Here is a 25,306-nt window from a genome sequence, read left to right as displayed (position 1 = left end):
GGCCGGGTCACGAATCCCGCCAATCACCAGCACAGCGTTGCCAAATCAAACACCGCTCAGATATTGACATACTTGTATACATGTCTTACCTTAAACCTTAAGGACGTAGTGACTATAAGAATTTGGCCTGTCCTCCGCTCATCCCAATTGAGTAAAAATGAATAATGCGCCAACTTTCCATAACGATAATCCAGCTTGGAGATTGTTCACCATGAAAAAAACGACTTTCCGACTCAGCAAACTGGGTTTGTTGAGCCTTGCCATCGGCGCCGCAGCGGCGTCCCAGGCGCAGGACGCTGCCGAAGCACCGCAGGCCGCAGGGCCAGCCCTGGAGGAGGTGGTCGTCACCGGCTACCGCGGCTCTTTGCTGAGCTCCACCAACGCCAAGCGTGAATCCAACGGGTTCAGCGATGTGATTTTTGCCGATGACATCGGCAACCTGCCCAGTCAGAACCTTGCCGAATCGCTCAACCGTATTCCCGGTGTAAAGATCAGCCGGGAGGTGACCGGGGAAGGTCAGCAAATTTCCGTGCGCGGCCTGGGACCGAGCTTTACCAAGATCGCCTTGAACGGCAATTCCATGGCGGTGGCCTCCACCGGGAACATGACTAGCGGCAATCGCAACCGGGAGGTGGATCTCGATCTGTTCCCCACCGAACTGTTCAGCAGCCTGGCGGTATCCAAAACGGCAACCGCCAGCCAACTTGAAGGCGGCGTCTCCGGGTATGTAAATATGCGTACGGCTCGACCCTCTGACTTCGACGGCGAGCATGTCAGCTACTCCATTGAGGGCGCCTATAGTGAGTTGAGCGAGGAGGTGAGCCCTCGCTACTCTTTTATGTACAGTAACTCCAATGATCGTTTTGGCGTACTGTTTGGTCTGGCCGGGGAACAGAAACAGTTCCGGGTCGACGGTTATGAGGCCGTCGCGTTATACACCGATGGCTGTGTGGCCGAATGGAGCAACCCGGAGCAAACTAACTCCGCTTGTATAGAAGGCAGCGAGGGGTTTAACCACTTCTTCTGGAGTCCGGAAGCCACCCCGGATTACGCCGCCGCCAACCCCGGCGTAGCGGTGGGCGACCCGGTGGACCCGGTGGCAACCTCCGGCCTGGATGCCGATACCTTGGATACCGCCCTGCTTCCCTACCTGGGCCGACCGATGACCACCGTGGGTGATCGCGACCGCGTGACCGGTTTGCTCTCGTTCGAGTTTCGACCCAACGACGATATGGAGTTTGTACTGGACACGCTGTACGCCGAAGCGAAGCGCGACTTCACCCGCACTGAAGCGATGTTGTGGGGCCGCCGCAATTATTTGCATCAAGGCGCGGCCATCATTCCGGAAAATGTCAGTGTGGATGAAAATGGCTATGTCAGTAATGCCACGTTCTACAACGCGCATTTGTGGGTAGGCTCGCACCAGTACGACGAAGACCTGGACTTCGTCAGCGTCATGCCCAGTCTGTCCTGGCAGATCACCGATTCGTTCAAGGCCGACCTTTCGGCCAGCTACACGCGATCAACCTTCGAGCGGGACGAACCTTACGTGTTGTATATGTCGCCCGGTGGCACGATGCAATACAGCATGACCGGCACGCTGCCCTCGTTCAATTTCAGCGTTGATCCAGCCAGCCCCGATATTGGCTGGACCTGGCAGCAGGAGTACGACCAAAACGGTGACGGTACAATCCAGGGCAACGAAAAGTTTGGTGACCGCTTCCGTATTCAACGCAACGAGCGCACAACGGAGACGACCGGTTTTCACGCGGATTTTGCGCTGGGTGAAGACGCCGACATCAACGGCCTGAAGTTCGGCATTGCCTGGGACGAAAATTCCAGCGATATGGACGCCTTTGGCGGCACCGCAGAATTTGAAGAAAACTTTGTGAATGGTTCGGATGCCGACGCCAACTTTGCGGATTACCTCGGCCCCTCCCTGGTCAACAACCTCGGCTCCAACATCAGCGGCTACCGCGGCTACACCGGTATCGCCCAGGTGGATTGGGCGCGTATCAAGGAGGCGACGGGTTACGATGATTTCGAACCGATTCAAGCCACTGGCGACCAGTTTGGTCAAACGGTGGGCAACATCAGTGAAGAAATGCTCGGCCTGTATATTGAGGGTAACATTGAGCAGCAAGTGGCCGACCGCCCCTTGCGCATCAACGCTGGCGTGCGGTGGGTCGACACCCAGCAGAACGTGAGTACCGTCAGCAGTGAAACCGAGGCGGATTACAGCAAGATTTTGCCCTCGTTCAGTATGGTGTACGACCTGCGTGACGACATAAAACTGCGTATGAGTGGCTCGCGCAGTCTGACGCGCGCGAATCCCGCCGATATGTTCCCCAACTCCACCTGGGGTGGTTCGGGCATCGACACAGTGCGGGCGGGCAACCCGTTCCTCACACCGTTTGAGGCCACCAACTTTGACATCGGCGGGGAGTGGTATTTCGACACAACCGGCTACGTGGGCTTCACGCATTTCATCAAGGAAGTCACCGGTTTTACCCGTTCCGACACTCTGACCGTGGACTTTGTGGACCTTCCTCAATACGGCATGGACATCAATAATATTGGCGATGACCGTGAGCAGGCGCTGGCCGAGTGTGGGGGCCCCTCGCAATGTTCCGTGCAGGTATCCACACGCAGTAACGTGGATGGCTCCACGACCCTGTCCGGCTATGAAGCCATGTGGGTAATGCCGCTGGACTTCATTGTGGAAGGCCTCGGGTTCGATACCAGTGCCACCCACATCAGCCAGGATGCCAGTGACGAAGATGCCATCGTGACCGGTATTTCCGATTGGACGTACAACTTTACCGCTTTCTACGAAACGGATCGTTTGCAGGCCCGCCTGACGTACTACCATCAGGACGGCGCTGTGGCCGGATACACCAACGGGTTCGAGATTATCTCCATGGACCGCTCCCAGGTGGACTTCTCTGGCAGCTACCGCCTGCCCTTTATGGAAAGCCAAAACCTGACCGTTACCTTTGATGCCTACAACATTACCGATGAACCCGTCGGCTCCTGGCACGAAGTGGAAGGCGTGACGTTCGATGCGTTCTACCCAGGCGCCACTTATACGCTCGGTATTCGCGGATCATTTTAAGGAACGTTCTCCGGTTGAGACCCGGCGCACAAGGATGCGTTATCATCGTGCACTGTCCATTGCCGGTGAGGCTTACGCCCACCGGCCTTTTTATATAAAAACTTGGATTTACTGGCAAAATTCGGCATGATCGTCACTCGCACTCCGGTGACCATCATCATAACGATTCAGGAGAATAAACATGCTCACCCTTAAACACCTGTCGCTGGCCGCGCTGGCGACGCTCACTCTCAGCGCCTGTTCTTCCCCGGACACTCACCCTGCACAAGTACAGAACGATCCTGATCAGGAAGAATGGATGGAGTTGTTCAACGGTAAGGATCTGGACAATTGGATCATCAAGATCGCCGGTTATCCCGTGGGTGAAAACGCGCTCAACACGTTTTCGGTTCAAGACGGGAAAATCGTGGTCAGCTACGACGAATACGATGAGCTGAACGAACGCTGGGGCCATATTTTCTACAAAGCCCCTTTTTCCCATTACCGCATTGATGTGGAATACCGCTTCGTGGGCGAACAGGTAGCAGGCGCGCCAGAGTGGGCGATTCGCAACAACGGCATCATGTATCACGCCCAGTCACCCTACGATATGGAACTGCACCAGGGCTACCCCGCCTGCATGGAAGTACAATTGCTCGGCGGCAACGGCACTGACGACCGGCACACCTCCAACCTGGTCACCCCCGGCACGCATGCGGTTTACGAGGGGGAGCTTCGCACGGACCACATTATCGAGTCCACCAGCAAAACTTACCACGGTGACCAGTGGGTCAATGCCGAAGTGGAAGTGCATGGCAACGAGCTGGCGATCCACCGCGTCAATGGCGAGGAAGTGATTCGCTACAGCGGTATGCAACTGGACGACGGCACGCTGCTGCACGATGGCTACATTGCCCTGCAGGCGGAAAGCGCACCGATTGAGTTTCGTTCTGTGCGGCTGTTAAACCTCAAAGGTTGCATGGACGAGTCGGCGACGAACTACAAATCCTATTTTATCGCCAACGACACGGAAGCCTGCGAGTACTGATTCTTACCTGGAAAACTGAAGGATTGAGGGCACCACAAGAACGGTGCCCCGCCTTCCCTAACGCTCTCTCATTCTCTACCGTTTAATCCAACGGCCACCAGCCTTCACTACTTCGAAGCGCGCCCACTGCCGAAACGTCTCACGCTCACACAGGCCCGTTTCCCCGACGTCCATTCCCGCCACATGACGATAAATAACCTGGTCTTTGCGAGCCGCATCGCCTTCGTCCACCACCTGGCGAACGCACCAGCGATGCCCGACCTCGCCATTGCTATAGAAGCGGCCGACGATAATTTGCGCCGGGTGCTCAACCTGTCTCTCGGCGTGCTCTCGAGCCAGCTCCATTAATTCAATCAATTCTTCCGTTGTAACATCCACATAGGAATTCAACTGCATCATGGCCGCCGCCAGATCTTCCTGAGAGAACGATATCACCCCTTCAGACGCGGACGCGGCTTTGGGCTTGTGTGCCGGGCGCCGACTCCAATGGCCGGGGTAACGACGCCAGGCAAAAAGTCCATTGAACAGCACCGCCAGCGCCAGCAGCGTCAGCGCATTAAGCAAAACCGGCATCAGCAAATAGTAATAACCCAGCTCGTGGGTGCCGGCGCCACCGATCACCGCCGCCAAAGCGGTGGCACCACCGGGCGGGTGGATGCAGCGCAGGTAATACATCACCCCCACGGCCACACCCACCGCCAATGCGGGAGTCCAGAGTGAGTCGGGCAAGAGGATCTGACAGGTCACCCCCACAGCGGCGGACACCAAATGCCCACCCAGCAACGCCCAGGGTTGCGACAGGGCACCGTGGGGAACGGCAAACAACAGCACGGCGGAAGCCCCCATCGAGGCTAGCATCAGCAGCGCACCAGTGTCCGGCAGATACCAATGGGAGACCAGATAGACCGCCAGAATGCCAAGGAAAGCACCCGCCGCGGAAATCAGCTTCTCCCCATGGCTGGTAGTGTTTCGCTCAATACCAAGAGAGGCGCGTAACTCGCGCCACAGGAATGACAGGAACACGTGCAAAGCCCTCTCGCACCAAAAAAAGGGCGCAGCATACCAGCCTTCTATCTCGATCGGGAGCCGAAGGTTGGTATAAAAGCCGAAGGAAGCGCTGATAGCTGATGGAGCGCGCTAGAAAATCCAGGCGATCATCAGCCAGAAAATCAAGAAGAAGGCAAAGAAGCCCAGCAACATGAACTGCAGCTCACCCAGCAGCCCGTCCCCGGCGGCCACGGCAAACACCAGAAACAACACCACCGTCACGAAGAAAGCGATGATGGCCGCGGTTTTAAGCCCAAGCCCCGGCTCCAGATGAACGGCGGCGAACTCGGACAACGAAGGCAGTAATAACAGAGCGGCGATGCCCACCACAACCAGCAGCGAGATCAACACGATGGCGATTTTGCGGGATTCGTTTTTATCCCGCCGGTCTTCATCACCGCGCATTGCCAGCTCCTCCCACATGGCTGCCATTCTGGCGTTCCTTGATCAACTCTCGCACCCGGTTCGGCTCAGGCATCCCTTTGGCGACAATCTCGGGTTGATCCCCGGCCGTGTAGATGCTGATGGCGCCCACCCCGAACATCCGGTCAAAAAAGCTCTGATACACTCGCACCGTGCGAATCCCGCCAATGCGAAACTCCGAGCGTTGCTTACTGAGCAGCCCTTCCTCGAACAGAATGTCGTGGTCAGTCACCGTCAGTTTTGAGCTGCGCGTCTGGATGTACCACCACAACAAAATCAGCAGCCCGATGCCAAATACGGGAATCAGGATGACACTCGCAATAAAACCGAGGGGATTGTTTTTAAACATCACCGGGTGTTCAGAGTAGAGTTCGCTCACAGTGGACTCCTTATGGTTGTGTGGCGCCAATGAATGACCATCATAGCATTCCGGGTCCGTGAAGACAGTGAAGCCCGGCGTTGCTTCGAGACCCGATCCATTTGTATAGTTCCAGCGGAAAAGCCTGCCTGCCACATCACAAAAACTATTGATCGGAAAAGATTAAAAGTCAAGGGCTATAAAGGTGAAACTTAACACAACGATGGGAAGTGGAATGGAATTATGAGCAGCAATATGAACAACAATGGTCTCTCAAGGGAAAACCGCCTGGCATTGATGGTACTGGGCGTGGTGCAGTCTTTGTGCTTACTGGCACTGCATAAAACCCTCAATCACGGACTCTGGCCGACCTCCTCCCCCGAATGGCTCTACGCCCTTTATACCGTAGCGATTGGTGTGCCTCTGTTTCTCTACTTCGGCGCGATTCATTGGCGGGATCGAGCCAATGCGGTGGCCGCCGGAGGGCTGGCCACCGTACTGTTCTGGCTAGGATGGCAGGCTGGCTGGCTCAGTTCACCGGAAGGCAGCGAATCACTCCAGCATCACGGCGGTATTGCGTCCCTCGCATGCGGCCTGCTGCTCGCCCTGTTTATTCTGGGTTTTTTCTTTCGCACTCATCGCGAACACCACCGGCTGGATTATCCAGCACTGTTGGATAATTCCTGGCGAATTGCACTGACTCAGGCCTTCCTGTTGCTGTTTATTGTGGTTTTCTGGTTGCTGCTGTTTCTCTGGGCGGAACTGTTCAACGTTATCGGCATCGGCTTTTTTATCGACTTATTTGAGGAGCCGGAATTTATTTATCCGGTTACCGGCCTGGTCGGCGGCTGGGGGCTGGGGCTGATTCGGGACCGGGAAAACCTCATCGCCACCGTGCGTCGCCTGTGTGAGATTCTTACCCGCGCCCTGCTACCCCTGGCCGCGTTTATCCTGGTATTGTTTCTCGCTGCTTTACCGTTCACCGGGGTTGCCCCGCTGTGGGATACCGGCTTTGCCGCCTCATTGATGTTATGGCTGGCGACCATCATTCTGTATTTTTTCAACGCCGTCGTAGCCGAGCACGAACAGCCATTCGCCGCACTGCCCTGGCTGCGACGGCTGCTGTTGCTGACACTGGTGCTCTTGCCCGTGACGGTGATACTCGCCGGCTGGTCTCTGGGACTGCGCATCGAACAATATGGGTTAACGGTCAGTCGGCTCTGGGGGCTGTTCGTCGAGATCTTTATCGGCCTGTTCAGCATCGGCTACGCAGTACTGATTTTACGCTACCGAACACTTCCCATCGTGCGGGTTCGGCAGTGGAATACACTGTTGGGTGGTGTGCTGGCCCTGGCCCTGATTCTGGTCCATACCCCGTTTTTAAACTTCTACAAGCTCTCGGCCAACAACCAGGTCGCCCGCTTGCTGGATGGGACTACAACGCCGGAGACCTTCGACGAAAACTATCTGCGTTTTCACTTAAGCACTTATGGAACACGCGCCCTGAAGCGCCTTGAGTCCAACGCTTTTGTTGCCGAACATCCTGAGCTGAAGACCCGGATAGAACAAGCTCTCGCAGCGCGAACCCGCTGGGAGAAACGTCGTCCCCCCGAGCAACAGAACGACACTGACTGGCGCCGCACGCAGTTCGAGCTGCTGCCCGGCACGACGATCAGCGACGCCTTTTTCGACACGTTGGACTCGGACGATTACACCACGCAACAATGCCTGGATGGATTACGCCATTGTGTGCTCGGTGATTTCACTTTTCAGGGGGAACACTACCGCGCGATCACCTCCGCTCGGCAACACTGGAGAAGCTGGCCGGTCTGGCACCAGCGTGGCGAGCGGTGGGAGCGTATCGGCACCGCACGGCCGTCGCTGTGTGAATCGCCGATAAACGTAGCGCTGGACCAACCCTTTGCCGTGGCCGACAGCGATCACCTGATGTGGCGCAACGGAAACTGCACCTACCAACTATCGCTATCGGATGACTACATCCGCACTCAATTCCCAGCGGTACTCGAAAGCGGAACTTCTCCGTAGCGGTTTTTGCCCGAGCCTCCGTCGGCACCAGCGTCATATACATAACCGTAAACCGACTTGCCCTGCGCCGTTTTTACCACGGCGCCGCGCACCCATTGCACGTTGGCATCGGTCACTTGGGGTTCGGCGTCGTGCCATGTTCCATCCGCCGCGCGCGAGGTGTAATAGAGATGACCTGTGTCGGCGTCGATAAACAACACCTGAACGCTGCCCTTATAAGCAATGGCATCGGCACCGGTCTGATCAGAGTCCACGGCGTTCTGCGCGACTGTGCGCTCGGTCACCTGCACCGGTTCAGAGAACTCACCCTGGGGTCCAACACGTCTTTCCCATAAGTGGCCGCTGGCAAGCCGATAAATCACACTGACCGAGTCTGATTCAGGCAGATAAACCAGCGGCAGGATCGAGCCAATATCCTCACTGCCGGCTCCCAGGCCGAACGCAAACGGTTGACGCTCGGTCAATTCGCCATTCGGACGAAGTTGTCGGTACCATGCGCTGCCATCATCCCCGGTATAGGTCAAATGTACGACATCCTGAGCGTCCAAAACCATGGATGGACCTGACAGATTGGGGGCACGATCACGGTCGACCACCGTTTCTTCACTCCATTTACCCGCCGGAGAGCGAATGCGGTAGTGAATTTTTTCTGGACCGCCATATACCGCGACGACACTGCCATCAGAACGCACCGCGATGTCCGCCACCTGAGTGGGCGGCTCTTCGGGTGACGCTAGGCGTTCATCCCGAATGGCCCAGGTGTCTGGCTGCCCGGAGTGATCCGCCGTGCGGAATACATGATAGAACACGTGATCGGATGTCTGGTGCAACATGTGGATTTCATCGTCGGCCATCATCGACGCAAATCCTTCCAGATCGCCCGTAGCCGGGCGGTTAGCACCGTCCATTTCCACCCAGGTACGCCCCCCATCACTGGACTTGACGGTCATGAGCCTATTGTCGGTTTCAGCAGGCTCCATCAGGAAATACAAATCTCCGCTGGACGCTTGCCATGGACCGATACGCATGGGTGTCTCTACAAAGGTGCCGCCCAGTAATTGTTCGGGCACAGCAAGGCTGACGGACAGGGGCGTGACGGACGGCAGCACTTCGCCAGACTGGTTCACAACGCGAAATTCAAACCGATCTCCAGTTTGATTCAACGCGGCGCCATCTGAGAAACGGCGAATCACTATGGGAAACTCCCACTCACTCTGACCCGGGCTCATTGACTGTATAGGCGTTTGCTCGGCAAAGCTGATGCCCGCCCCGCCCTGGTAGGGACGATCAGTACCCGATAATAAATCATGGGTTTTCTCGCCGTGATCAAATGAGTCCGCTTCGATAATGCTGATACGGGGTGACCCGGGCAGCCCCTCAATAACAATAGCCGGTAGCTGGAGGCTACTGCCGGGCTCGGCGAACACCCCCACCCGGGGAGAGGTAATGATGTTGCTCATGGTTTCGGTGAAAACCAGCGCTTCATCGGCGTATTCAACGGTGATGTCCTGCCCCCGCATAATGATTTTTAACTCAGCCCACTGACCGGTTGGGACATCAAACGGGTGAGAAGCCAGCACCTGCTGTTCACCATCGGTTACCTGTACCAAATGCAAACCGGCGCCCGCTTCCAGGTCTACACGCCGGTAATTTCCCGCATCCTCGTAGTCAAAAACCAGGCCAGCGCTTCCTTGTTGTCCTTTAGGCAGGCGAACGTCAGCGGCGAATTCTACGGGTAACCAATGAGTGTGGTAGGTTGCGAGCGCAAGAGCCGGGCTTTCGTCGGCTGTCAGTTGCAGGTATCTTTCTTCGGCATCACCGGCTTCGGCATCACCGACCCAGATCATTGCCTCTTCAGAACCGCTGACCCATTGCCAGTATTCACTGGGCGCTCCTTTTCGGCGCTGCTCAAAGTTCAGCTCAAGCTCCTTGGCCGGCTGCGGGAAGTTTTCGGCATGCAGCGGCTGCCAGTCGCCTTCGTTACGACGTACCTGCAACGTGTACTGACGAGGCTTTTTGGCATCGTTGTGCTCGATTTCAAGACGCAACCGAAAAGGGTCGTCCGCCCACACCTGAGCCGTCTGGTTCGTTTCTGCGGCCCAACCACTGTCGGCGTTGAGCGCAGCGGAAAAATCAGTGCGTACGCGGAACGCAGAAACCTGTTCGGCGGCTTCGTCATGTCCCGATGCACTATTCCCGGTGCTGCACCCATTGACGACGAGCATCGCCGCCGCAATCCACAACCCGCTATAAAGAGTGCGCCGCTTCGATAAACCCGAATCGGAATCAGTGGGCTGAAGCGCTTTAAAGAATACAGGCATAAGAATTCTCACAGCATTGGAAGTATCAACAAGGGGAGAACTACCGTCGGCTCAGTTGAGCCGGAAGTACACCGGCAGCGTCCACGTCATTCGCGCCTGAGTCAGATGCTCCGGCATCTTAGGCAACGGGTCAGCCCGTTCGAGCATCGCCTGCACGGCTTCATCCAGGCTGGCGTGGCCGGTGGGCCGTAATAAGGTATATTCGAGAATGTTGCCTTCGCGATCAAAGGTGAACGACACCATGGCCATGCCCTGCTCGGCTTTGCGCCGCGAGCTCATCGGGTACTCCTTGTGCCGTTCCAGCCAGGCGCTGACCTCGGTGCGATAATCCGGCGGCGCATCCTGTATGCCACCGGTTGCCCCGGCCTGCTTTCGGTCGGCGGTTTGTTGGGCCGTTTCGTCACTGGCTCGGTCCCGTGATTCAGTATCTGCATCCGCCACCTCCTCCGGCTCTGGTTGAGGCTCGGGTTGCGGCTCAGGCGCTTCCTTGGGTTCGGGCTCGGGTTCAGGTTCGGGTTCTTCTTCCAGCTCCGGGGCTTTCACCGGGGATTCCAAAGGCTCAGGCTCCGGCGCACGTTCAGGTTCGGGCTGGGGTTCTGACTGAGCTTCGGGTGCAGCCACCGGCTCGGGAGCGGCGGGTTTCGGGGGCGGAGCAAGCGCGATCGTAATGGAGTGGGCGCCGGGGTCTTCCGCGCGCTGCGTGACGGGCGGTTCAACGCCCATGCGCACCATCACCATCACATGCACGGCAGCGGCCGCCGTTAACGCAACCACCCAGTGGAGGGTTTGTGGCTGGAGAGTCATCGGCTTTCCGTCAACAGTTGAATCTGGGCGACCTCGCCTGAACGCAAGGCGGCCAGCAGGTCGTTAAGGTCACGTGCCGTCAGCTTTCGATCCGCGCGAACGTGTAACGGGCTATCCGGATTGGCGCGTTGCGCCAGGCGCTCGCTCAGCTCGTCTTTATCGATGTTTTCCCCCGCCCAAGCCAACCGCCCGTCTGCACCGATGGCGAGATAGTCGGCTTGCGACTCCTGCGTCTCGGCGTGCTGAGTGCTCGGCGGCGATAGCTCAAAAGGGGGCTCCTGCATCAACGTGCCGCTGACCATAAAGAAGATCAACAACAGAAACACCACATTGATCAGGGGCAGCACGTTGTCTTCCGCGTTACTGGTTCGACGAGACAGCGGCGGTAAAAAATCGTCAGGCGGTGTTAACATAAAAGGCATAACATTGTGACGCTAAGCATTACTCGGCCAGCTCACCGAGCGCAAGTGTATGTATTCCGGCGTGGCCCAGCTGGTCAAAGCTTTCAACTAAGGCCTCCAGCCGCACGTCGTCTTCCGCGCGTAAAATCACCGAAGCGATCTCGCCCGCTTCCAGTTCGCGGCGCAATTGTTCGGCCAGCGCGGCCAACGCCAAGGTATCTCCCCGGTAGCGCATTTCTCCCGTGGTCAGTAGATAGACATCGGCCGAAGGCACATCGTCGGGCGCGGCGGCTTCACTGCCGGTAGCCAGCTCCAGTCCGCTCCAGCGGGCCAGGCTGGACGCCAGCATAAAAAACAACAACAGGTTAAAAACCACATCGATCAGCGGCGTCAGACTGACACTGCGCTTACGGCGGGGAGCGACATCAATTTGCACCAGCCATGGCTCCTTCGATTGCGCCGTTTCTTTCGGTGCGAGGGCGTTGTTTTTCCGACCGCAACGTTGGACTATGGGCCAGCGGGCGGAACGCTCTACACGTGAACAATCGGCTCAACGCATCCTGCATATCTTCGTGCAAACGTTCGACGTTACGCTCCAGAAAGTTGAGAATGGCGACTGCAGGAATGGCCACCACCAGGCCAACAGCCGTGGTTAGTAACGCTTCCCAGATACCGCCGGACAACACCGACGGGTCTACCTGGCTACCGGCGGCTTCCAGTTGGTTAAAGGCGGCAATCATTCCAATCACGGTACCCAACAAACCCAGCAGCGGTGCCAAATTTCCGATGACCTCCAGAGGACGAAAGTGGCGGCGCAACACATTGATATCCCGCGCGGCAGTACGGGCGACTTCCTCACGTAAACGCGACTCATCAATACCGGCTTCGTGGCCTTTCACCACCAGAAGCATCGCCTGGGCAATCGGGTTGACGTTACCTTCCAGCGTTTTTCTCGCGGTCGTGTGGTCGTCGTTACGCCACGCGTCAAGGGCGGGCTCGATAAACTTCCGATCTCCCAGACGAACCGCGTAGAACTGCCAGAGTTTCAGCCCGGCGATGGCCAGGCCATACACTGACATCAACATCAGAACCGCCACCACCGGGCCGCCCAACGCGAGCAGTTCCATTAACGATTGCACATTGATATCACTCAAAATAATCTCCTCACTTCACGAACGAAATGCTCAGGCATCGACAAAAAATGGACCGCGCAACTCGTAGATGCGGCCATCGGTGTGATCGCCCGTGTAGCCTTTCTGGGAGCTGAAATACAAACGCTCGCCATCGGGACTAAAGGCAGGACCGCATATTTCGGAGTCCCATTGCCCGATCACATTGACCAATTCAAACGGTGTAACATCAGCGCCAACGACCACCAGGCGCATTTCCGAACCGTCTTCCGCGACTAACACATCGCCGCCAGCGGAGACCACCAGGTTATCGACATCATCGATGCCGGGATTAAAAGCCTGTTGGGATTGCTTATCGTAAATCAGGTCCAACGTGTCAGCGTGGGTGTCCAGCGCCCAGACACGGTTATCTCCTTTGGTGGTGAAATACACGATGCCCTCGTGATACCAGCAGCCTTCACCGCCATTGAACACTTCTGCCTCGGGAACCTGTTTGCGTGTGGGTGCTTCGCGCCGCTGAGGATCTTCTCCTCCAAGACGGGGGACAGGGTTAGGTACGGTTTTCCATTGCACCGCGCGAGTGTCCAATGGGTTGTTTCCGGATACTACAGCCACCTCCAGACGACCTTTGCGCAAATCGGCTCGCCCGCCTTCCGGGTAGTACTCGGGGACGAAGCGATAAAAGTTGCCGTCCTTGGTATCCTCCGTCAGGTAAATATGACGATGCACGGGGTCCACCGCCGCCGCTTCATGCTTGAACATCCCCAGCGCCGGAGCAGGAATGGCAGCGTGCTGTCCAGTCGGATCACATTCGTAGACCAGCCCTTCGTCAATCTCTTCGCAGGTCAGCCAGGTTCCCCAAGGCGTGGGACCACCCGCGCAGTTATTGGTGGTCCCGGTGCATATGGAATAGCTGCCCGTTAACTCACCTTGCGCGTTAAACCGCAAAGCGCCGACGCCACCCTGGCGCCATACATCGACCTCGGAGTTGGATACATAGACCCAACCGCCATCATCCATCGGAAATGTCGCGCCCCCATCCGGCAGCGCGTGCCAGACATAGTTCGAAGCCGCGTATGGACGCTGCCCGGTGCGGGCGACTTCGCGCACGCTAAAACCGCGAGGCACCCACATTCTGGTTTCAGGGTCATTCTCAACAGCCACCTCGTGCAGCGTATTGGCCAGATTAGGGATATTGCTGACTTTCTTTTTCAGCGAGAGCGGTTTGGCAGAGCGAGGAGAGCCCTGGGTGGTACAACCCCACAACCCAGGACCGATGGCGAGAACGCCGGAGGCGATCAGACTTTTTTGCAGAAAGCGGCGGCGCTTTTGCTGGAAGCGGCTGCGCTGCCCGCAGAGAGGTTCGTTGATAGCGTTATCGGTCATGTCCTACCCAACTGTGAAAGTCCATTATTACAGATAAAAGAAATCCGCCACGGTACGATCATTCCTGATCATGCCGCTCTGCGTCCTTTGTGAGAAATATTCAATGTGCGCGAAGTATGCGACCGGGGTATGACATCCCCATGACATAACGATGAACTTAAAATGACAACTCACCCGCCTTTTTGTCACTAAAGCTTAATCGTCTGTTCATATTTCTGTTGCGCCACTGTCATCTGTACACACTAGCGTGTCGCTCGCGACGCTATGCCTTTGTCAACAAAATCACATGCACATGCCCACCGATCAGGACGACCAGCCGGGTTCTTATAATTTCTCTAGGGGATCACGCAATGCCTAAACGATTATCTCGATCTATGGTAACCATGCTCACCGGCATGTTTACCATCCTGTTCTGGGCCAACGTCCAGGCACAAACGACCGGCGTTATCAGTGGCGACGTCACCGATGCGACCGGCGAATATACGTTTCCTGATGCTGAAGTCCGCATTGAGGGCGAGCGGCGCCGCGAGGTGACCGGTCGAGACGGTAGCTTTCGGTTTAACAATGTTCCGGAAGGTGAGTACGAACTGGTAGCGGCCTACGCGGGCGCCATGCCCGAGCGTGTTGCCGTCACCGTGGTGGCCGGACAAACCGCGAAGGTTAATATTCGAATCGGTGGCGGCAGCGACCAGGAAAACGCCAATCAATTGCAGGGGTTGTTGATTGATAGCCAGGCCGCCGGCCAGGCCGCCGCCATCAACCGCCGCCGCAACGCTATTTCAGTCATTGACGTTCTATCGTCCGACTCCGTGGGTAACTTTCCGGATCAGAACGTAGCAGAAGCGTTGCAGCGCGCGCCCGGCATTTCGGTACAACGGGATCAGGGGGAAGGCCGCTTTGTGGTGATTCGCGGGATTGATCCCAGCTTCAACTCGACGACCATTAACGGTATGCGCATTCCCGGACCAGAAGCCGGCAGCCGGGCGGTGAACCTGGATGCTATTTCATCGGATCTCGTGGAGTCTGTAGAAATTACCAAAGCCATTACCCCGGATATGGATGGCGACGCCGTAGGCGGTAATATTGAAGTCAAAACACTGACGGCGTTTGACTTGGGTGGACGCAGCGGCAGCATTACAGTCGGCGGCAGCTACAACACGACCAATGAAGAAACCAGCCCGGACATTTCCGCTTCCTATACGGACCTGTTCAGCATCGGCGGCGGAGAGGACAATTTCGGCATCGCCTTTGCCGTAAGCCAATTTGACCGAGATACCGTTTCTGACGGTATTGAAGCTGCCCCTTGGGAGATGACTGAAACCCCGGACGGCAACGACGTCAACGCCATGCTTGAAGGCGAGCAGCGGGACTACGTACTGACCCGGAAGAGAACCAGTGTCGCCCTGAACTTTGATTACCGTCCGAGCGACACCTCAGAGTATTACCTGCGCACCATGTTCAGCGAATTCGACGACGCCGAGACCAAAGAAGAGAATATCTTTAAATTTGAAGACGGCGACATCGACAGCTTGACCGAGAACCGCGGTGAGTTTTCCGGTGCCGAGTACGAAAAGGCGCACTCTGACAGCAACAAAATCGTCGAAATCGAAAGTTATAGCATTGGCGGTGAAAACTCGTTTGATAACTGGACGTTTGATTACAGCCTGGGCTATGCCGTAGCGGGCGAGTCGGGCAACCTGGAAATTACCGGTGAGTCCCTCGCCGAAGGCGTCGCCATGGGTTACGACAAATCCGGAGACGCGCAACAACCCCTTTTGTACGTCATCGGTGAGCAGGGATCCAACGCCAGCGATTTCGTTCTCCAGTCCGCTGAAGGCGAAACGGTGTTCAACGAAGAACGCGAACTTGCGCTGGCCTTTAACGCGAAACGCCACGTGATGTTCGGCGACGTGCCGGGCTTTATTAAGTTCGGCTTTAAAAGCCGCCAGCGTGAGAAAGAAAATAATATCGACATTAGTATTTACGAAGACTTCGGCGGCACTTATACCATCGCCGATTTCGCCCAGGATTCTCCCGTGGACTATCCACCGCGCGGTGACTTTGGCCCCGCCGTCGACCGCAATAATTACCGCGAGTTCTTTTACGGCAACCGCAACAACTTTGAACGAAACGAGACGGACAGCCTGATCAATAGTACGGCGGAAGATTACGATATTGAGGAGGACATCAATGCGGCTTACCTGATGGCCAACGCCGAGTTCGAACGCCTGACGGTGGTGGGCGGTGTTCGCGTCGAAGATACCGACTATGCAGCCGCCGGCACCCAGGTGACCATTGATGAAAACATCAACGATGGCGAACCGCAACTGAACCCCTTTTCCGACAGCAAAAGCTATAGCCACGTGCTGCCGAGCTTGCACCTGAACTACCAGCTCCAGGAGAACATGTCGGTTCGTGGCGCGCTGAGCAAAACCATTGCCCGTCCGGGTTTCGAGGCCGCCGGTCCCTGGCAGATTATTGAGGTCGAAGGCTCCGGTGCCGACCTTGAGCGCGTCGCCGAGAAGGGTAATCCGGACCTGGAGCCGCTGGAGTCCACTAACTTCGATCTACGCTGGGAATACTATCCCACCGGTGTCAGCATGCTGTCAGCCGGCTTTTTCTACAAGGACATCAGCAACTACTTCCTGAGCGCCAACGTGGCTGGCGAGCCACCTTACGAGGCGTTTGATGAAGTCAGTCAGGTGGTGAACGGCGGTGACGCAGAACTGTACGGTATTGAGCTGGCTTATATCCGTCAGTTCGACTTCCTGCCTGCGCCCTGGGATGGCTTTCTGGTGGATACCAGCTACACGTTTACCGATAGCGAGTCTGATATGCCGGAACGCGACGGAGGCATTCCATTGCCGGGACAGTCCGACCATATCGCCAGCTTCGCCCTGGGCTATGAAAAGCACGGTTTTACCCTGCGCATCGCTGCGGCCTACCGCAGTGAATTCTTCGAAGAAACCGACGACGCGTCTGACCCGATGTTTGATCGCTATCAGGACGACCACATCCAGATCGATGTGACCAGCAAATACAAGATCAACGATATGGCGCAGGTTTATCTGAACCTGGTGAACCTGAACGATGAACCTCTGTACGCTTATTGGGGCAACCCCTCGTTCAATTCCCAATATGAAGAATACGGCCCCACCATCGAAGCGGGCGTGCGACTGGATTTCTAGCGGGTCATGTTTTTCTTTTTACACTCTCCTGTCGACCTCCTTTCGGCCCTCCTTTATCGGAGGGCTTTTTTTGATCAGCCGTTCCACACACCCTCGGTTACCGCTAAACTCAACCCCTGTCTCTGAAATACCGACAAGGGCACTCCATGCAACATTTTCTGACGGATGCCGCCGTCTACCTTTGCGCGGCGGTGATTGTGGTCACACTCTCCAAACGTCTGGGCTTTGGCTCGGTTCTCGGTTACCTGATCGCCGGCAGCCTGCTCGGTCCTCACGTGCTGAATTTTGTCAGCCATCCTGAATCCGTACTGAATTTTGCCGAGTTTGGCGTGGTGATCATGTTGTTCCTGATCGGGCTGGAATTGCGCCCCCAACGATTGTGGAGCCTGCGCCGTGCGATTCTGGGAATGGGCGGTGCGCAGGTGGTGTTATCCGCCTTCGTGGTCAGCGGTGCCGTGTGGTTATTCGGCGTGCCGATGGCGACAGCCCTCCTGGTCGGTATGACGCTTGCCCTGTCATCCACCGCTATTGTGCTGCAAACGCTGGAGGAGCGTGGGCTGCTGAATTCCAGTGTGGGCCAGCACAGTTTTTCCGTCCTGCTGTTTCAGGATATTGCCGTCATCCCCATTCTGGCACTGATTCCGTTGCTGGCCTCCGCCAGCGGAGGCCATGCCGAGGCCACCGACCAGGGAAGTCTGCTCGGCGCGTTGCCGGAGTATCTGCAAGCCATCGTCACGGTGCTGGGCATTGTAGGGCTGGTTCTGGTCGCACGGTACGGGCTGCGGCCCGTTTTCCGGCTGATCGCCGGAGCGCGTCAACCCGAATTGTTCACCGGCTTTGTCCTGCTCATCGTGGTCGGAGTGACGCTGGCGATGACGGCGATTGGCCTTTCTCCGGCGCTGGGTGCGTTTATTGCCGGTGTGGTGCTGGCCGAAAGCGAGTTTCGCCACGAAATCGAAGCGGACCTCAATCCTTTTAAGGGACTGCTGATGGGTTTGTTTTTCCTGAGCGTGGGCGCCAGCATCGATTACCCGCTACTCAAAGAACATCCCCTGGTGGTTCTGGGCGCGGCCACCGGGTTGATGGCATTGAAGTTTGTCGTACTGTACGGGATTGGCAGTCTGTTTCAATTTGGGCGGTCCGAAAAAATTCTATTCGGTATTTCGCTCTCCCAAGGGGGTGAGTTTGCTTTTGTGATTTCCGCCGCTGGACTGACCGCCGGTGTGCTCAGCCAGGGGGATGCGGAGCTGCTGAATCTGGTCGTCGCGGTCACCATGGTGGGCACGGCCCTGCTGTTTATGGCGTTTGAGCATCTGCCCTTCCACAAGCCTGTCAACAAGCCCCATTACGACACGCCCACACCCTCCAAAGGCGTGATCATTGCCGGGTACGGCCGCTTTGGGCAGATCGTTGGGCGTATGATGAACAGCGACAACATTCCCATGACGATTCTCGACAATAACCCGGGGCAGGTCGATTTGCTTCGGCGTTTTGGCAGTAAGGTATTCTATGGCGATGCGTCCCGGCGCACGCTGTTAGAGCAAGCGGGCGCAGCGGACGCGGCGTTATTGGTGGTCGCGGTAGACGATGTGAATCGCTCGTTAAGTATTGTAGACACCGCGCGCAAGCACTTTCCCGACCTGAAGATCATCGCCCGGGCCGTGGATCGCAACCACGCATACCATTTGCGTGAGCGCGGCATACAAACCATCCGCCGGGAGACCTTTCACTCGGCGCTCAAACTGGGAGAAGACGCGCTGACCGCGCTGGGCCAGACACCCGAACAGGCCACAGCACACGCCCGGCGTTTCGCGGAGCATGACGAACGTACCTTTGAGGAACTAGCGCCTATCTGGGGTGACGACGAACGGTACGGAAAAGCGGTGTACCAAAATCTGGAAAACCTGCGGCAAGTGCTGGAAGAGGACCGTCAACAGAAAACACCGAACGAGACTGTCCGCACGACCGATCCGGCGTCATAGCCGGTTACTTGCTGCCCCAGATTCTGGCGACGGCGCGATCACTGCCCAGGGCACCCACGATCAGGCAGATCGCGCCCACCAGCAGGAAGGCCATCAACGGGATAATGGCTTCGTAGTAGCCCACGAGTATAGCAATCGTGGTAGACACCAGAGACAGTGTCAGAAACAGGCCTCCCACCACCCAGAGAATCGTCCGGTGCGAGGGTTTATACTGGTACTCCCCATCGCCGCCTTCAAACAGGTTTAGAATGGGGGCGAAGAATTTTTTCAGTGCCGCTTTCATGATTTCGAACTACCTGTTTCTTTTGGTGTGGACCCATCGCAGCGACGCTACTCGTCCGTGAAATATTCCGGGTGCTCCTGCGGAATCAGTGTCAGCACTTTGTAGACATCCTGCATATGCACCGACATCGCCTGACGGGCCGCTACCGGGTCGTGTGATTTGACCGCCTCCAGAATCGCGCGGTGCTGCTCCAGCACATGACGATACTGACCGCTGATATGCAAACTCAAATTGCGCACCCGATCCATATGCGCCTTTTCCGACTCAATCAATTGCGCCACGCGCGGGTATTGCGTGCGGCTGGCCAGCGTTTGATGGAAGTGATCGTCAAGCTTTTGAAACGCGAGAGCGTTGTCATTATCGGCGGCGAGTTGTTGCTCATGCAGGATGTGTTCGCACGCCTGAATCAAGGCGTCATCGGCTTGCTCGGCGACGCTGGAAATTACCGCCAGCTCAAGCGCTTCCCGAATGAAGCGGGCCTCCAGAATTTTTTCCATGCTGAAGCGGGACACATAGGTGCCCCGCTGCGGCAGGACGTCCACAAAGCCGATATTGGACAGCTTTATCAACGCCTCGCGGACCGGGGTGCGACTGACGCCGAACTGTTCGGCCAGAGCGGTCTCGGGAATCATCTGCCCGGGCTGGAATTCCATGCCGACAATGGCATCGCGAATGAACTCAAAAATCTGGGCAGACACAGAGCGGTCGCCGGCAATTCGGCGTTTGCGCGAAGGAGGATTATGCTCGGCGGGTATAGCCACGGTCTTCTATTCCCAGGTTGAGTGTTGGCACAGTATACCTCAGTAAAACAGGGTCCTGAAATAGGGGCAGGACCCTGTTAAACAGGCTTATCGGCCGTGGATCAGTAGTCCACGCGGTGGTCATCGCCTTTGGGGTGCCAGGGGTCGGGCACGTAAAAGGTGTTTTCGAGCTGTTTATAGTGCTCCAGGCTGTGTTCGGGCTTGGGAGAACCTTCTGGCAGCGGGAGTCCATTCACACTTTGAAAGTAGGCCACACTGGAGTCGCGCCACCGAATGGCATCGCGCAACTGAATTTCCAGCAGCGCCTTCACGTGCTGATAGCGTTCGTTGTCCACCAGCGCTTCCACGCTGGCCCAGCGATCCTGCATTGCCCGCACTTGCTCGACGCCTTCATCGTATTTGTGAACCAGCTCGTTCCAAACGGTTCGACCCGATTGCAGCTGGTGATCCCAACCGACATGGTGAAACCACAGCAGGTAGTCTTCATCGATTCTGTTCAAATCCCCGAACCGTTCGGCCACCGGACGGTGGTACTGCTCAATGGCATTGGAGCCCGTTTTGGTTCGATCAAAACCAATACCGTCTTTTTCAGCCCGGTGGTAATAAGTGGCCGTCCAGTCCGCGCGACCCGAGGTATCATGCCAGGGCGCGGGCCCGTAATGATGACCCTGTGCATAAAGGTGCGTCAGCCCGAGAGGATTCCGGTAATTAACACCTGCTTCGCGCGACATAGCCATTACCTCGCCAATCGGATCGAGAAACGACGGATCATTGCTGAAGGTCATGCGCATCCACTCGTCCGCAATCGCCTCTGAACGGAGCTCGTAGTCCCAGGCCATACGGCCAAAGGCATACCAGCTCGACTGCACAAAGGGGTGTCCGGTCCAGTTGCGATCCGTTCCCGGGTTGATCACTGCGGCCATGCCGGTTTGCTGGTAGTCAAACACCTCTCCGCCGAGAATTTTCCCGACCGTACTGCCTTCGCCTTTAGCGTAGGTGTCGGTATCCAGAATCTCTTCAAACAGGGGGCCCTGGTACGCCAGATGGTAGGAGAAGCCGAAGTATTCCTGGGTCACTTGCAGTTCGAGCATGATGTTGGTTTCCTCCAGCGCACCGAATAACGGCGAGGCGGGCTCACGCGGCTGGAAGTCAATGGGACCGTTTTTAATCTGGAGAATCACGTTATCGCGGAATTTTCCGTCCAGTGGCATGAATTCATCGTAGGCTTCACGGAAGCGATCGCCCTGTTCCGGGGAGTACACAAACGCCCGCCAGAACACCACACCGCCGTAGGGTTTCAAGGCGTCGGCCAGAATATTGGCGCCATCGGCGTGGTTGCGACCGTACCCCTGTGGGCCCGGCTGCCCTTCGGAGTCCGCCTTGACCAGGAAGCCACCGAGGTCGGGAATGTGCTCGTACACCTGGGAGACTTTGTCCTTCCACCACTGCTGTACGCGCGGATCCAACGGGTCGGAGGTGTCCAGATCGCCGAACGCGCGCGGTGAGTCATAGTTGATGGAGATATAGGTTTTGATGCCGTACTGACGAAAGACACCGGCCAGCGCCGCCACCTTTTCCAGGAACTGATCGGAGAGGATACGCGGATCGGCATTGACGTTATTCAGCACGGTGCCATTGATACCGAGCGAGGCGTTGATGCGGGCGTAGTCCTTATAACGAGGGTTTTCAGCGTATTGCGGCAGCGTACCCCAGTCCCACAGGGACAAACCGGCGTAACCGCGTTCGACCAGCCGGTTCAGGTTATCCCAGTGATTGACAACCCGGTGCTGCACCTTGGGCGCTTCGGCCACCGATATGTCTTTCAGGCTCTCTTGGGTCTGCATCAGGCGCAGCAAATGAAACGCGCCGTATAGCACACCGCTCTCGCCCTCGGAGGCAATCACCAGGGCACTTCTGCCACCCACTTTGGCGGTTTCGATCAGGAACCCTTCTGGCCCCTGTTTCGCCAGGCGATCTTCCCATCCCAGCTCGGCAATCAGTTCGGACGTACCCGGTGTGCCAATGACCAGCGAGCCGCGCCGCGCCGGGCGCTCTGCGCGCTCCAGCGGTTCGCCCAACAAACCGCTGATGCCCCGCTCCAGTTCTTCGGCGGCAGCGTGAATAACGCCGGCATCGGCGGGCGCCACCAGGGTACGAAGCTGGCGCTGATAGTCGTTGCGCAGGTCGCGGTTTTCAATGAGGTGGTAACGCAGCCACATGTCGTAGCCGTCTTCCGCTTGAGTGACAACGCTGCCTAGTGAGCACGCCAGAACCAAACCTATCGCCAGGAGTGTCTTCATAAAGGTAACCTACTTATCGGTCAGGTGTTATGGGTTATTGAATGGCCCGCCATGATATAGTCATTCTTACTCTTATGGAAGTCTACTAGTATACAAGATTAACAAACAAACCAAACCCCTTGAATACGATGGTGCCGGTTATCCGGCGGTGGAGCCCAGGCGCTCGATCAATACTTCGATATCCTCCTCGGCCTGCGGCGACGCATCGATAATATTGAAACCGGTCCAGTGCTTGCCGTTGCGGTCAGCGTTTCGAGTCCACAAGCAGTCAACGCCCAGGTGAATGCTGGTTCGGCCATGAATGGCGACCGGCAAATGCACATCCAGCTTGTAGAGTTTGTCATCCTTCAACGGTCTGTCACCGATAATCATCAGTCCGCGGGTGTTGATATTCACCAACTGCCCCAGGTAGGTGTCATTCAGGTTGTCGTACACCTCTACGACTTCTCCCACGGTATGACGCGACCAATGACGCTGCTGAGTAACCATGCGGCTCACCTCTGGGGCTCATTTGCACCGGAATGGACGCCAGCGGCACCACTGAGCTGGCGATAGATGTGTTCCAGAGCGCGTCCGAAGAAGGGGCGCGCGCTGCCCTCTAGAATGTGCAGCCGCCCAGCGGCGAGGTCCGCCGCCAGAGACAAGCCGGCCCTCATGACGACTTTGTTTCCCAGCTGGTCTACCAGCATGAAATGCAAGGTCCGGCGATCATACCAGACCACCTTCTTGCGACGCCCACTCTGGTGCTGCATCCAGGTGCCCGGTTCCAGACGCTGGAGCCGGTCCAGCCAGGCCTGCTCTTCCTCGTTGCTGGCTTTGGGAAGGGCTTGAGCCTGGTCATCGTTCCCGGTAACCAGCGCGGCCAGCTTTGCTCGCATGGCGGCCGGCGCCGCCTCGGGTTGACGTCCCGCCCGGGCGGTGACCTGAAGGTTGCGCACGGCCTCCAACAACTTGCGGCTTTTCGAAGGGTCATAACCGATCGCGTTGAGACCGGCTTGTATCGCCTTGAGCAGCTCTTCCTCTACGGCCTCTTGCGACTCCCGCTCGGCGTCTGAGCACTTGGGCTCCAGCGTCCACAACAACTGATCTGTGGTATGCCGACACGCCAGCCACTCCGCCGATCCAACACCGTGGCGCATCAACACAAACGCCATGTACTCCGACCACGGCTGGGACAAGAGCAACAGTATCGCTGAAGGTAGTCCTGGCTTCCCGGTGTAACGCCGCACTTCACTGTTCACCCGTTGCCTGGCGTCACGCCACCGTTCCTGTCCTCTTATCTTTTCGAGCGCGCGCCGTTCCACTCGTTCCTGCCGGTGCGTGAAATTTCCGGTGTGTGAGCGAAAATCCGTGAGCAAATCGGAGAAGCACTGAGCCTGCTCGTCGAACACTTTTAAGAGGCGGGACGTAACCTGTCGCAGCCCCTGTTGACTATCATTCAATGGGTGCTCCCGCTCATCCACCCAGCGAGCTCCCACGTCTACCAATTCATTGAGCAGCTGTCGCGCCGGATGCCCGGGCTCACGAAAAAACGTCTCGTCCAATAATGCCAACCTGAGAAACGGGAGGTGCAGATAGGTGAGTGTGACCCTGACGGACAGTGGCAGGGTAAGATCGTGTTGCAGATAGTCGAAAACCTGCCCTGTCAGATACACCGTCTCCAGAGCGTCCTCACTCCACAGCAGACTCTCCACCGTCAGATACACACGGGGAAGCTCACCGGCATCCGCGGCGCTCAATGCATCAAAGTGCTTCTGCCTCTCCCGCTGCAAAGGCAACAAACCCGCGGCCAGCCGCGCCGCCGATTCGCCACCGGACGATACCCCGTGCGAAGACGTCTCCCTTGAGTGATGTCTCAGCAATCGAATGGAGTGATAAAGGCCCTTTTGATAACGAGCTTCCCACAGCACGCCCACACCCTGAGGGCTTTCGGCGGAGGATGCACAATCCTCCGCCGAAAATCCCAGGTTCGGCAGTACGCCCTGGCCGATAAAATAACGATTAATGGCGTCGTATAAGTCTCCGAGAGCAACGAGCACGCCGTTTTCAAAGGCTTGGTAACCCCGCTCTCTCGCGGCCATCGGCAACTCGATCATGCGAAACACCCGACTGAGAGCGTCACACCAATAAGCCGGGCTTAGCGGGTTGCTTTCATCGTTGACTTGTCCGCCGCTCAGCAGCGCCAGGCGGTGTTGAAGCTGCCACAGCGGCTCGGCCAGCCGCCGCTCAGCGCGTCGAATCAGCGCCGTCTGAGTCAGGCGTTCTGGGGCAGCGTTCCCATCGTCCTCTGTAGCAAACGGCACATGACCGGAAGCAGAAAGCAGCGCTGTGAACCCTTCTTCGATTTGGCGATAAAAGGCGAGTTTCCCAACATCGTGCGCCGTCTCAAGAGTCGCTCGACTGTTCAGCCATAGAGTGGTTTCCTCAACACTCCGGGCGCGCTCTGCATCGAGACTCAACTGATCACACCACTCTTTCCAGCAGGCAGGCCAGTGTTTGCTGAGGAAGTTCTCCGTTAAATTGTAAGCATGTTTAAGACAATGGGCTGCCTGAGAGGCGCCGGGTGTGGAAAAGGCAAGCGGCTCACTTGAGCCCTTGGATCGGGAATCGTTCATCTTCGCTCCAATGGTCATTCCCGTGACCGCTTCTCATCATGTCGTGCGCTACAACAGGCTGGGGACGATCACGCTGAATGCCCCGCCATCAGACGTCAAATTCAACTTTAAAGCGTATT

Annotated in this window: 19 protein-coding genes; 5 read left to right on the top strand and 14 right to left on the bottom strand. The window is 57.0% G+C overall.

The window, feature by feature from the left end; genetic code table 11:
* Positions 1–211 precede the first annotated feature (211 nt).
* Together ACQCLF_RS09115 and ACQCLF_RS09110 are read left to right on the top strand one after the other, a co-directional pair.
* Positions 212–3,115 (top strand): TonB-dependent receptor, encoded by a 2,904-nt coding sequence (locus ACQCLF_RS09115; RefSeq protein WP_426986461.1) that lies wholly within the window; start codon positions 212–214, stop codon positions 3,113–3,115.
* Between the two features lie 181 nt (positions 3,116–3,296).
* On the top strand, positions 3,297–4,142 hold the full coding sequence (locus tag ACQCLF_RS09110; protein ID WP_426986459.1) for a 3-keto-disaccharide hydrolase: 846 nt from the start codon (positions 3,297–3,299) through the stop codon (positions 4,140–4,142).
* A 75-nt stretch (positions 4,143–4,217) separates the two neighbouring features.
* Here the strand turns inward: ACQCLF_RS09110 and ACQCLF_RS09105 are convergent, their stop codons facing one another.
* The 3 genes from ACQCLF_RS09105 to ACQCLF_RS09095 form a co-directional block, all read right to left on the bottom strand.
* Positions 4,218–5,165 carry an HPP family protein gene (locus ACQCLF_RS09105; RefSeq protein WP_426986457.1) on the bottom strand — a complete coding sequence of 316 codons (948 nt, stop codon included), beginning with the start codon at positions 5,163–5,165 and terminating at the stop codon, positions 4,218–4,220.
* 114 nt (positions 5,166–5,279) lie between these two features.
* The gene (locus ACQCLF_RS09100; RefSeq protein WP_426986455.1) at positions 5,280–5,621 is read right to left on the bottom strand and encodes a hypothetical protein; all 342 of its coding nucleotides are present in this window, start codon (positions 5,619–5,621) and stop codon (positions 5,280–5,282) included.
* Positions 5,584–5,991: a PH domain-containing protein gene (locus tag ACQCLF_RS09095; protein ID WP_426986453.1), complete on the bottom strand. Its 408-nt coding sequence runs from the start codon at positions 5,989–5,991 to the stop codon at positions 5,584–5,586. The genes ACQCLF_RS09100 and ACQCLF_RS09095 overlap by 38 nt, the downstream gene beginning before the upstream one ends.
* Before the next feature lie 222 nt (positions 5,992–6,213).
* On the opposite strand from ACQCLF_RS09095, the gene ACQCLF_RS09090 reads away from it, so the two are divergent.
* Entirely contained in the window at positions 6,214–8,016 is a 1,803-nt protein-coding gene (locus tag ACQCLF_RS09090) for a DUF4153 domain-containing protein (RefSeq protein WP_426986451.1), read from the top strand.
* Here the strand turns inward: ACQCLF_RS09090 and ACQCLF_RS09085 are convergent.
* Genes ACQCLF_RS09085 through ACQCLF_RS09060 form a run of 6 tightly spaced genes read right to left on the bottom strand, consistent with a single transcriptional unit; the run spans position 7,977 to position 14,058 of the window.
* Positions 7,977–10,337 carry a sialidase family protein gene (locus ACQCLF_RS09085; protein WP_426986449.1) on the bottom strand — a complete coding sequence of 787 codons (2,361 nt, stop codon included), beginning with the start codon at positions 10,335–10,337 and terminating at the stop codon, positions 7,977–7,979. The genes ACQCLF_RS09090 and ACQCLF_RS09085 overlap by 40 nt on opposite strands.
* 51 nt (positions 10,338–10,388) lie before the next feature.
* Positions 10,389–11,141 carry an energy transducer TonB gene (locus tag ACQCLF_RS09080; protein ID WP_426986447.1) on the bottom strand — a complete coding sequence of 251 codons (753 nt, stop codon included), beginning with the start codon at positions 11,139–11,141 and terminating at the stop codon, positions 10,389–10,391.
* A complete protein-coding gene (locus ACQCLF_RS09075) occupies positions 11,138–11,554 on the bottom strand; it encodes an ExbD/TolR family protein (protein ID WP_426986445.1) in 417 nt (138 codons plus the stop codon). Before ACQCLF_RS09075 ends, ACQCLF_RS09080 begins: the two co-directional genes overlap by 4 nt.
* A 28-nt stretch (positions 11,555–11,582) precedes the next feature.
* Positions 11,583–11,978 carry an ExbD/TolR family protein gene (locus ACQCLF_RS09070; RefSeq protein WP_426986443.1) on the bottom strand — a complete coding sequence of 132 codons (396 nt, stop codon included), beginning with the start codon at positions 11,976–11,978 and terminating at the stop codon, positions 11,583–11,585.
* On the bottom strand, positions 11,968–12,696 hold the full coding sequence (locus ACQCLF_RS09065) for a MotA/TolQ/ExbB proton channel family protein (protein WP_426986441.1): 729 nt from the start codon (positions 12,694–12,696) through the stop codon (positions 11,968–11,970). Before ACQCLF_RS09065 ends, ACQCLF_RS09070 begins: the two co-directional genes overlap by 11 nt.
* A 30-nt stretch (positions 12,697–12,726) precedes the next feature.
* On the bottom strand, positions 12,727–14,058 hold the full coding sequence (locus tag ACQCLF_RS09060; RefSeq protein WP_426986439.1) for an alkaline phosphatase PhoX: 1,332 nt from the start codon (positions 14,056–14,058) through the stop codon (positions 12,727–12,729).
* A 350-nt stretch (positions 14,059–14,408) separates the two neighbouring features.
* Here ACQCLF_RS09060 and ACQCLF_RS09055 point away from each other — a divergent pair, with 350 nt between their 5' ends.
* Together ACQCLF_RS09055 and ACQCLF_RS09050 are read left to right on the top strand one after the other, a co-directional pair.
* A complete protein-coding gene (locus ACQCLF_RS09055) occupies positions 14,409–17,246 on the top strand; it encodes a TonB-dependent receptor (protein WP_426986437.1) in 2,838 nt (945 codons plus the stop codon).
* Positions 17,247–17,392: 146 nt separating this feature from the next.
* Positions 17,393–19,228 carry a monovalent cation:proton antiporter-2 (CPA2) family protein gene (locus tag ACQCLF_RS09050; RefSeq protein WP_426986435.1) on the top strand — a complete coding sequence of 612 codons (1,836 nt, stop codon included), beginning with the start codon at positions 17,393–17,395 and terminating at the stop codon, positions 19,226–19,228.
* 4 nt (positions 19,229–19,232) lie between these two features.
* On the opposite strand, the gene ACQCLF_RS09045 is transcribed toward ACQCLF_RS09050, so the two are convergent.
* From ACQCLF_RS09045 to ACQCLF_RS09025, 5 genes are all read right to left on the bottom strand, one after another.
* A complete protein-coding gene (locus tag ACQCLF_RS09045) occupies positions 19,233–19,511 on the bottom strand; it encodes a hypothetical protein (protein WP_426986434.1) in 279 nt (92 codons plus the stop codon).
* 47 nt (positions 19,512–19,558) lie between these two features.
* Positions 19,559–20,272, bottom strand: coding sequence for a GntR family transcriptional regulator (locus tag ACQCLF_RS09040; RefSeq protein ID WP_426986432.1), 714 nt, complete (start codon positions 20,270–20,272; stop codon positions 19,559–19,561).
* 101 nt (positions 20,273–20,373) lie between these two features.
* Positions 20,374–22,572 (bottom strand): alpha-glucuronidase family glycosyl hydrolase, encoded by a 2,199-nt coding sequence (locus ACQCLF_RS09035; RefSeq protein ID WP_426986430.1) that lies wholly within the window; start codon positions 22,570–22,572, stop codon positions 20,374–20,376.
* Between the two features lie 138 nt (positions 22,573–22,710).
* Entirely contained in the window at positions 22,711–23,061 is a 351-nt protein-coding gene (locus tag ACQCLF_RS09030) for a PilZ domain-containing protein (protein WP_426986428.1), read from the bottom strand.
* A gap of 5 nt (positions 23,062–23,066) precedes the next feature.
* Positions 23,067–25,187, bottom strand: coding sequence for a DUF1631 family protein (locus tag ACQCLF_RS09025; protein ID WP_426986426.1), 2,121 nt, complete (start codon positions 25,185–25,187; stop codon positions 23,067–23,069).
* Positions 25,188–25,306 lie beyond the last annotated feature (119 nt).

The sequence above is a fragment of the Marinimicrobium sp. ARAG 43.8 genome, from assembly GCF_050113635.1.
GTDB lineage: Bacteria > Pseudomonadota > Gammaproteobacteria > Pseudomonadales > Cellvibrionaceae > Marinimicrobium.
Note: the sequence above shows the minus strand (reverse complement) of the source record. Positions and strands in the feature narration are given on the sequence as shown.

What these genes read in the sequence shown, in the direction of transcription:
- ACQCLF_RS09055 (WP_426986437.1), top strand. Translation starts at nt 14,409, where the DNA reads ATGCCTAAACGATTATCTCGATCTATGGTAACCATGCTCACCGGCATG.
- ACQCLF_RS09110 (WP_426986459.1), top strand. Translation starts at nt 3,297, where the DNA reads ATGCTCACCCTTAAACACCTGTCGCTGGCCGCGCTGGCGACGCTCACT.
- ACQCLF_RS09025 (WP_426986426.1), bottom strand. Translation starts at nt 25,187, where the DNA reads ATGAACGATTCCCGATCCAAGGGCTCAAGTGAGCCGCTTGCCTTTTCC.
- ACQCLF_RS09100 (WP_426986455.1), bottom strand. Translation starts at nt 5,621, where the DNA reads ATGGCAGCCATGTGGGAGGAGCTGGCAATGCGCGGTGATGAAGACCGG.
- ACQCLF_RS09035 (WP_426986430.1), bottom strand. Translation starts at nt 22,572, where the DNA reads ATGAAGACACTCCTGGCGATAGGTTTGGTTCTGGCGTGCTCACTAGGC.
- ACQCLF_RS09030 (WP_426986428.1), bottom strand. Translation starts at nt 23,061, where the DNA reads ATGGTTACTCAGCAGCGTCATTGGTCGCGTCATACCGTGGGAGAAGTC.
- ACQCLF_RS09045 (WP_426986434.1), bottom strand. Translation starts at nt 19,511, where the DNA reads ATGAAAGCGGCACTGAAAAAATTCTTCGCCCCCATTCTAAACCTGTTT.
- ACQCLF_RS09080 (WP_426986447.1), bottom strand. Translation starts at nt 11,141, where the DNA reads ATGACTCTCCAGCCACAAACCCTCCACTGGGTGGTTGCGTTAACGGCG.
- ACQCLF_RS09050 (WP_426986435.1), top strand. Translation starts at nt 17,393, where the DNA reads ATGCAACATTTTCTGACGGATGCCGCCGTCTACCTTTGCGCGGCGGTG.
- ACQCLF_RS09090 (WP_426986451.1), top strand. Translation starts at nt 6,214, where the DNA reads ATGAGCAGCAATATGAACAACAATGGTCTCTCAAGGGAAAACCGCCTG.
- ACQCLF_RS09115 (WP_426986461.1), top strand. Translation starts at nt 212, where the DNA reads ATGAAAAAAACGACTTTCCGACTCAGCAAACTGGGTTTGTTGAGCCTT.
- ACQCLF_RS09085 (WP_426986449.1), bottom strand. Translation starts at nt 10,337, where the DNA reads ATGCCTGTATTCTTTAAAGCGCTTCAGCCCACTGATTCCGATTCGGGT.
- ACQCLF_RS09075 (WP_426986445.1), bottom strand. Translation starts at nt 11,554, where the DNA reads ATGTTAACACCGCCTGACGATTTTTTACCGCCGCTGTCTCGTCGAACC.
- ACQCLF_RS09060 (WP_426986439.1), bottom strand. Translation starts at nt 14,058, where the DNA reads ATGACCGATAACGCTATCAACGAACCTCTCTGCGGGCAGCGCAGCCGC.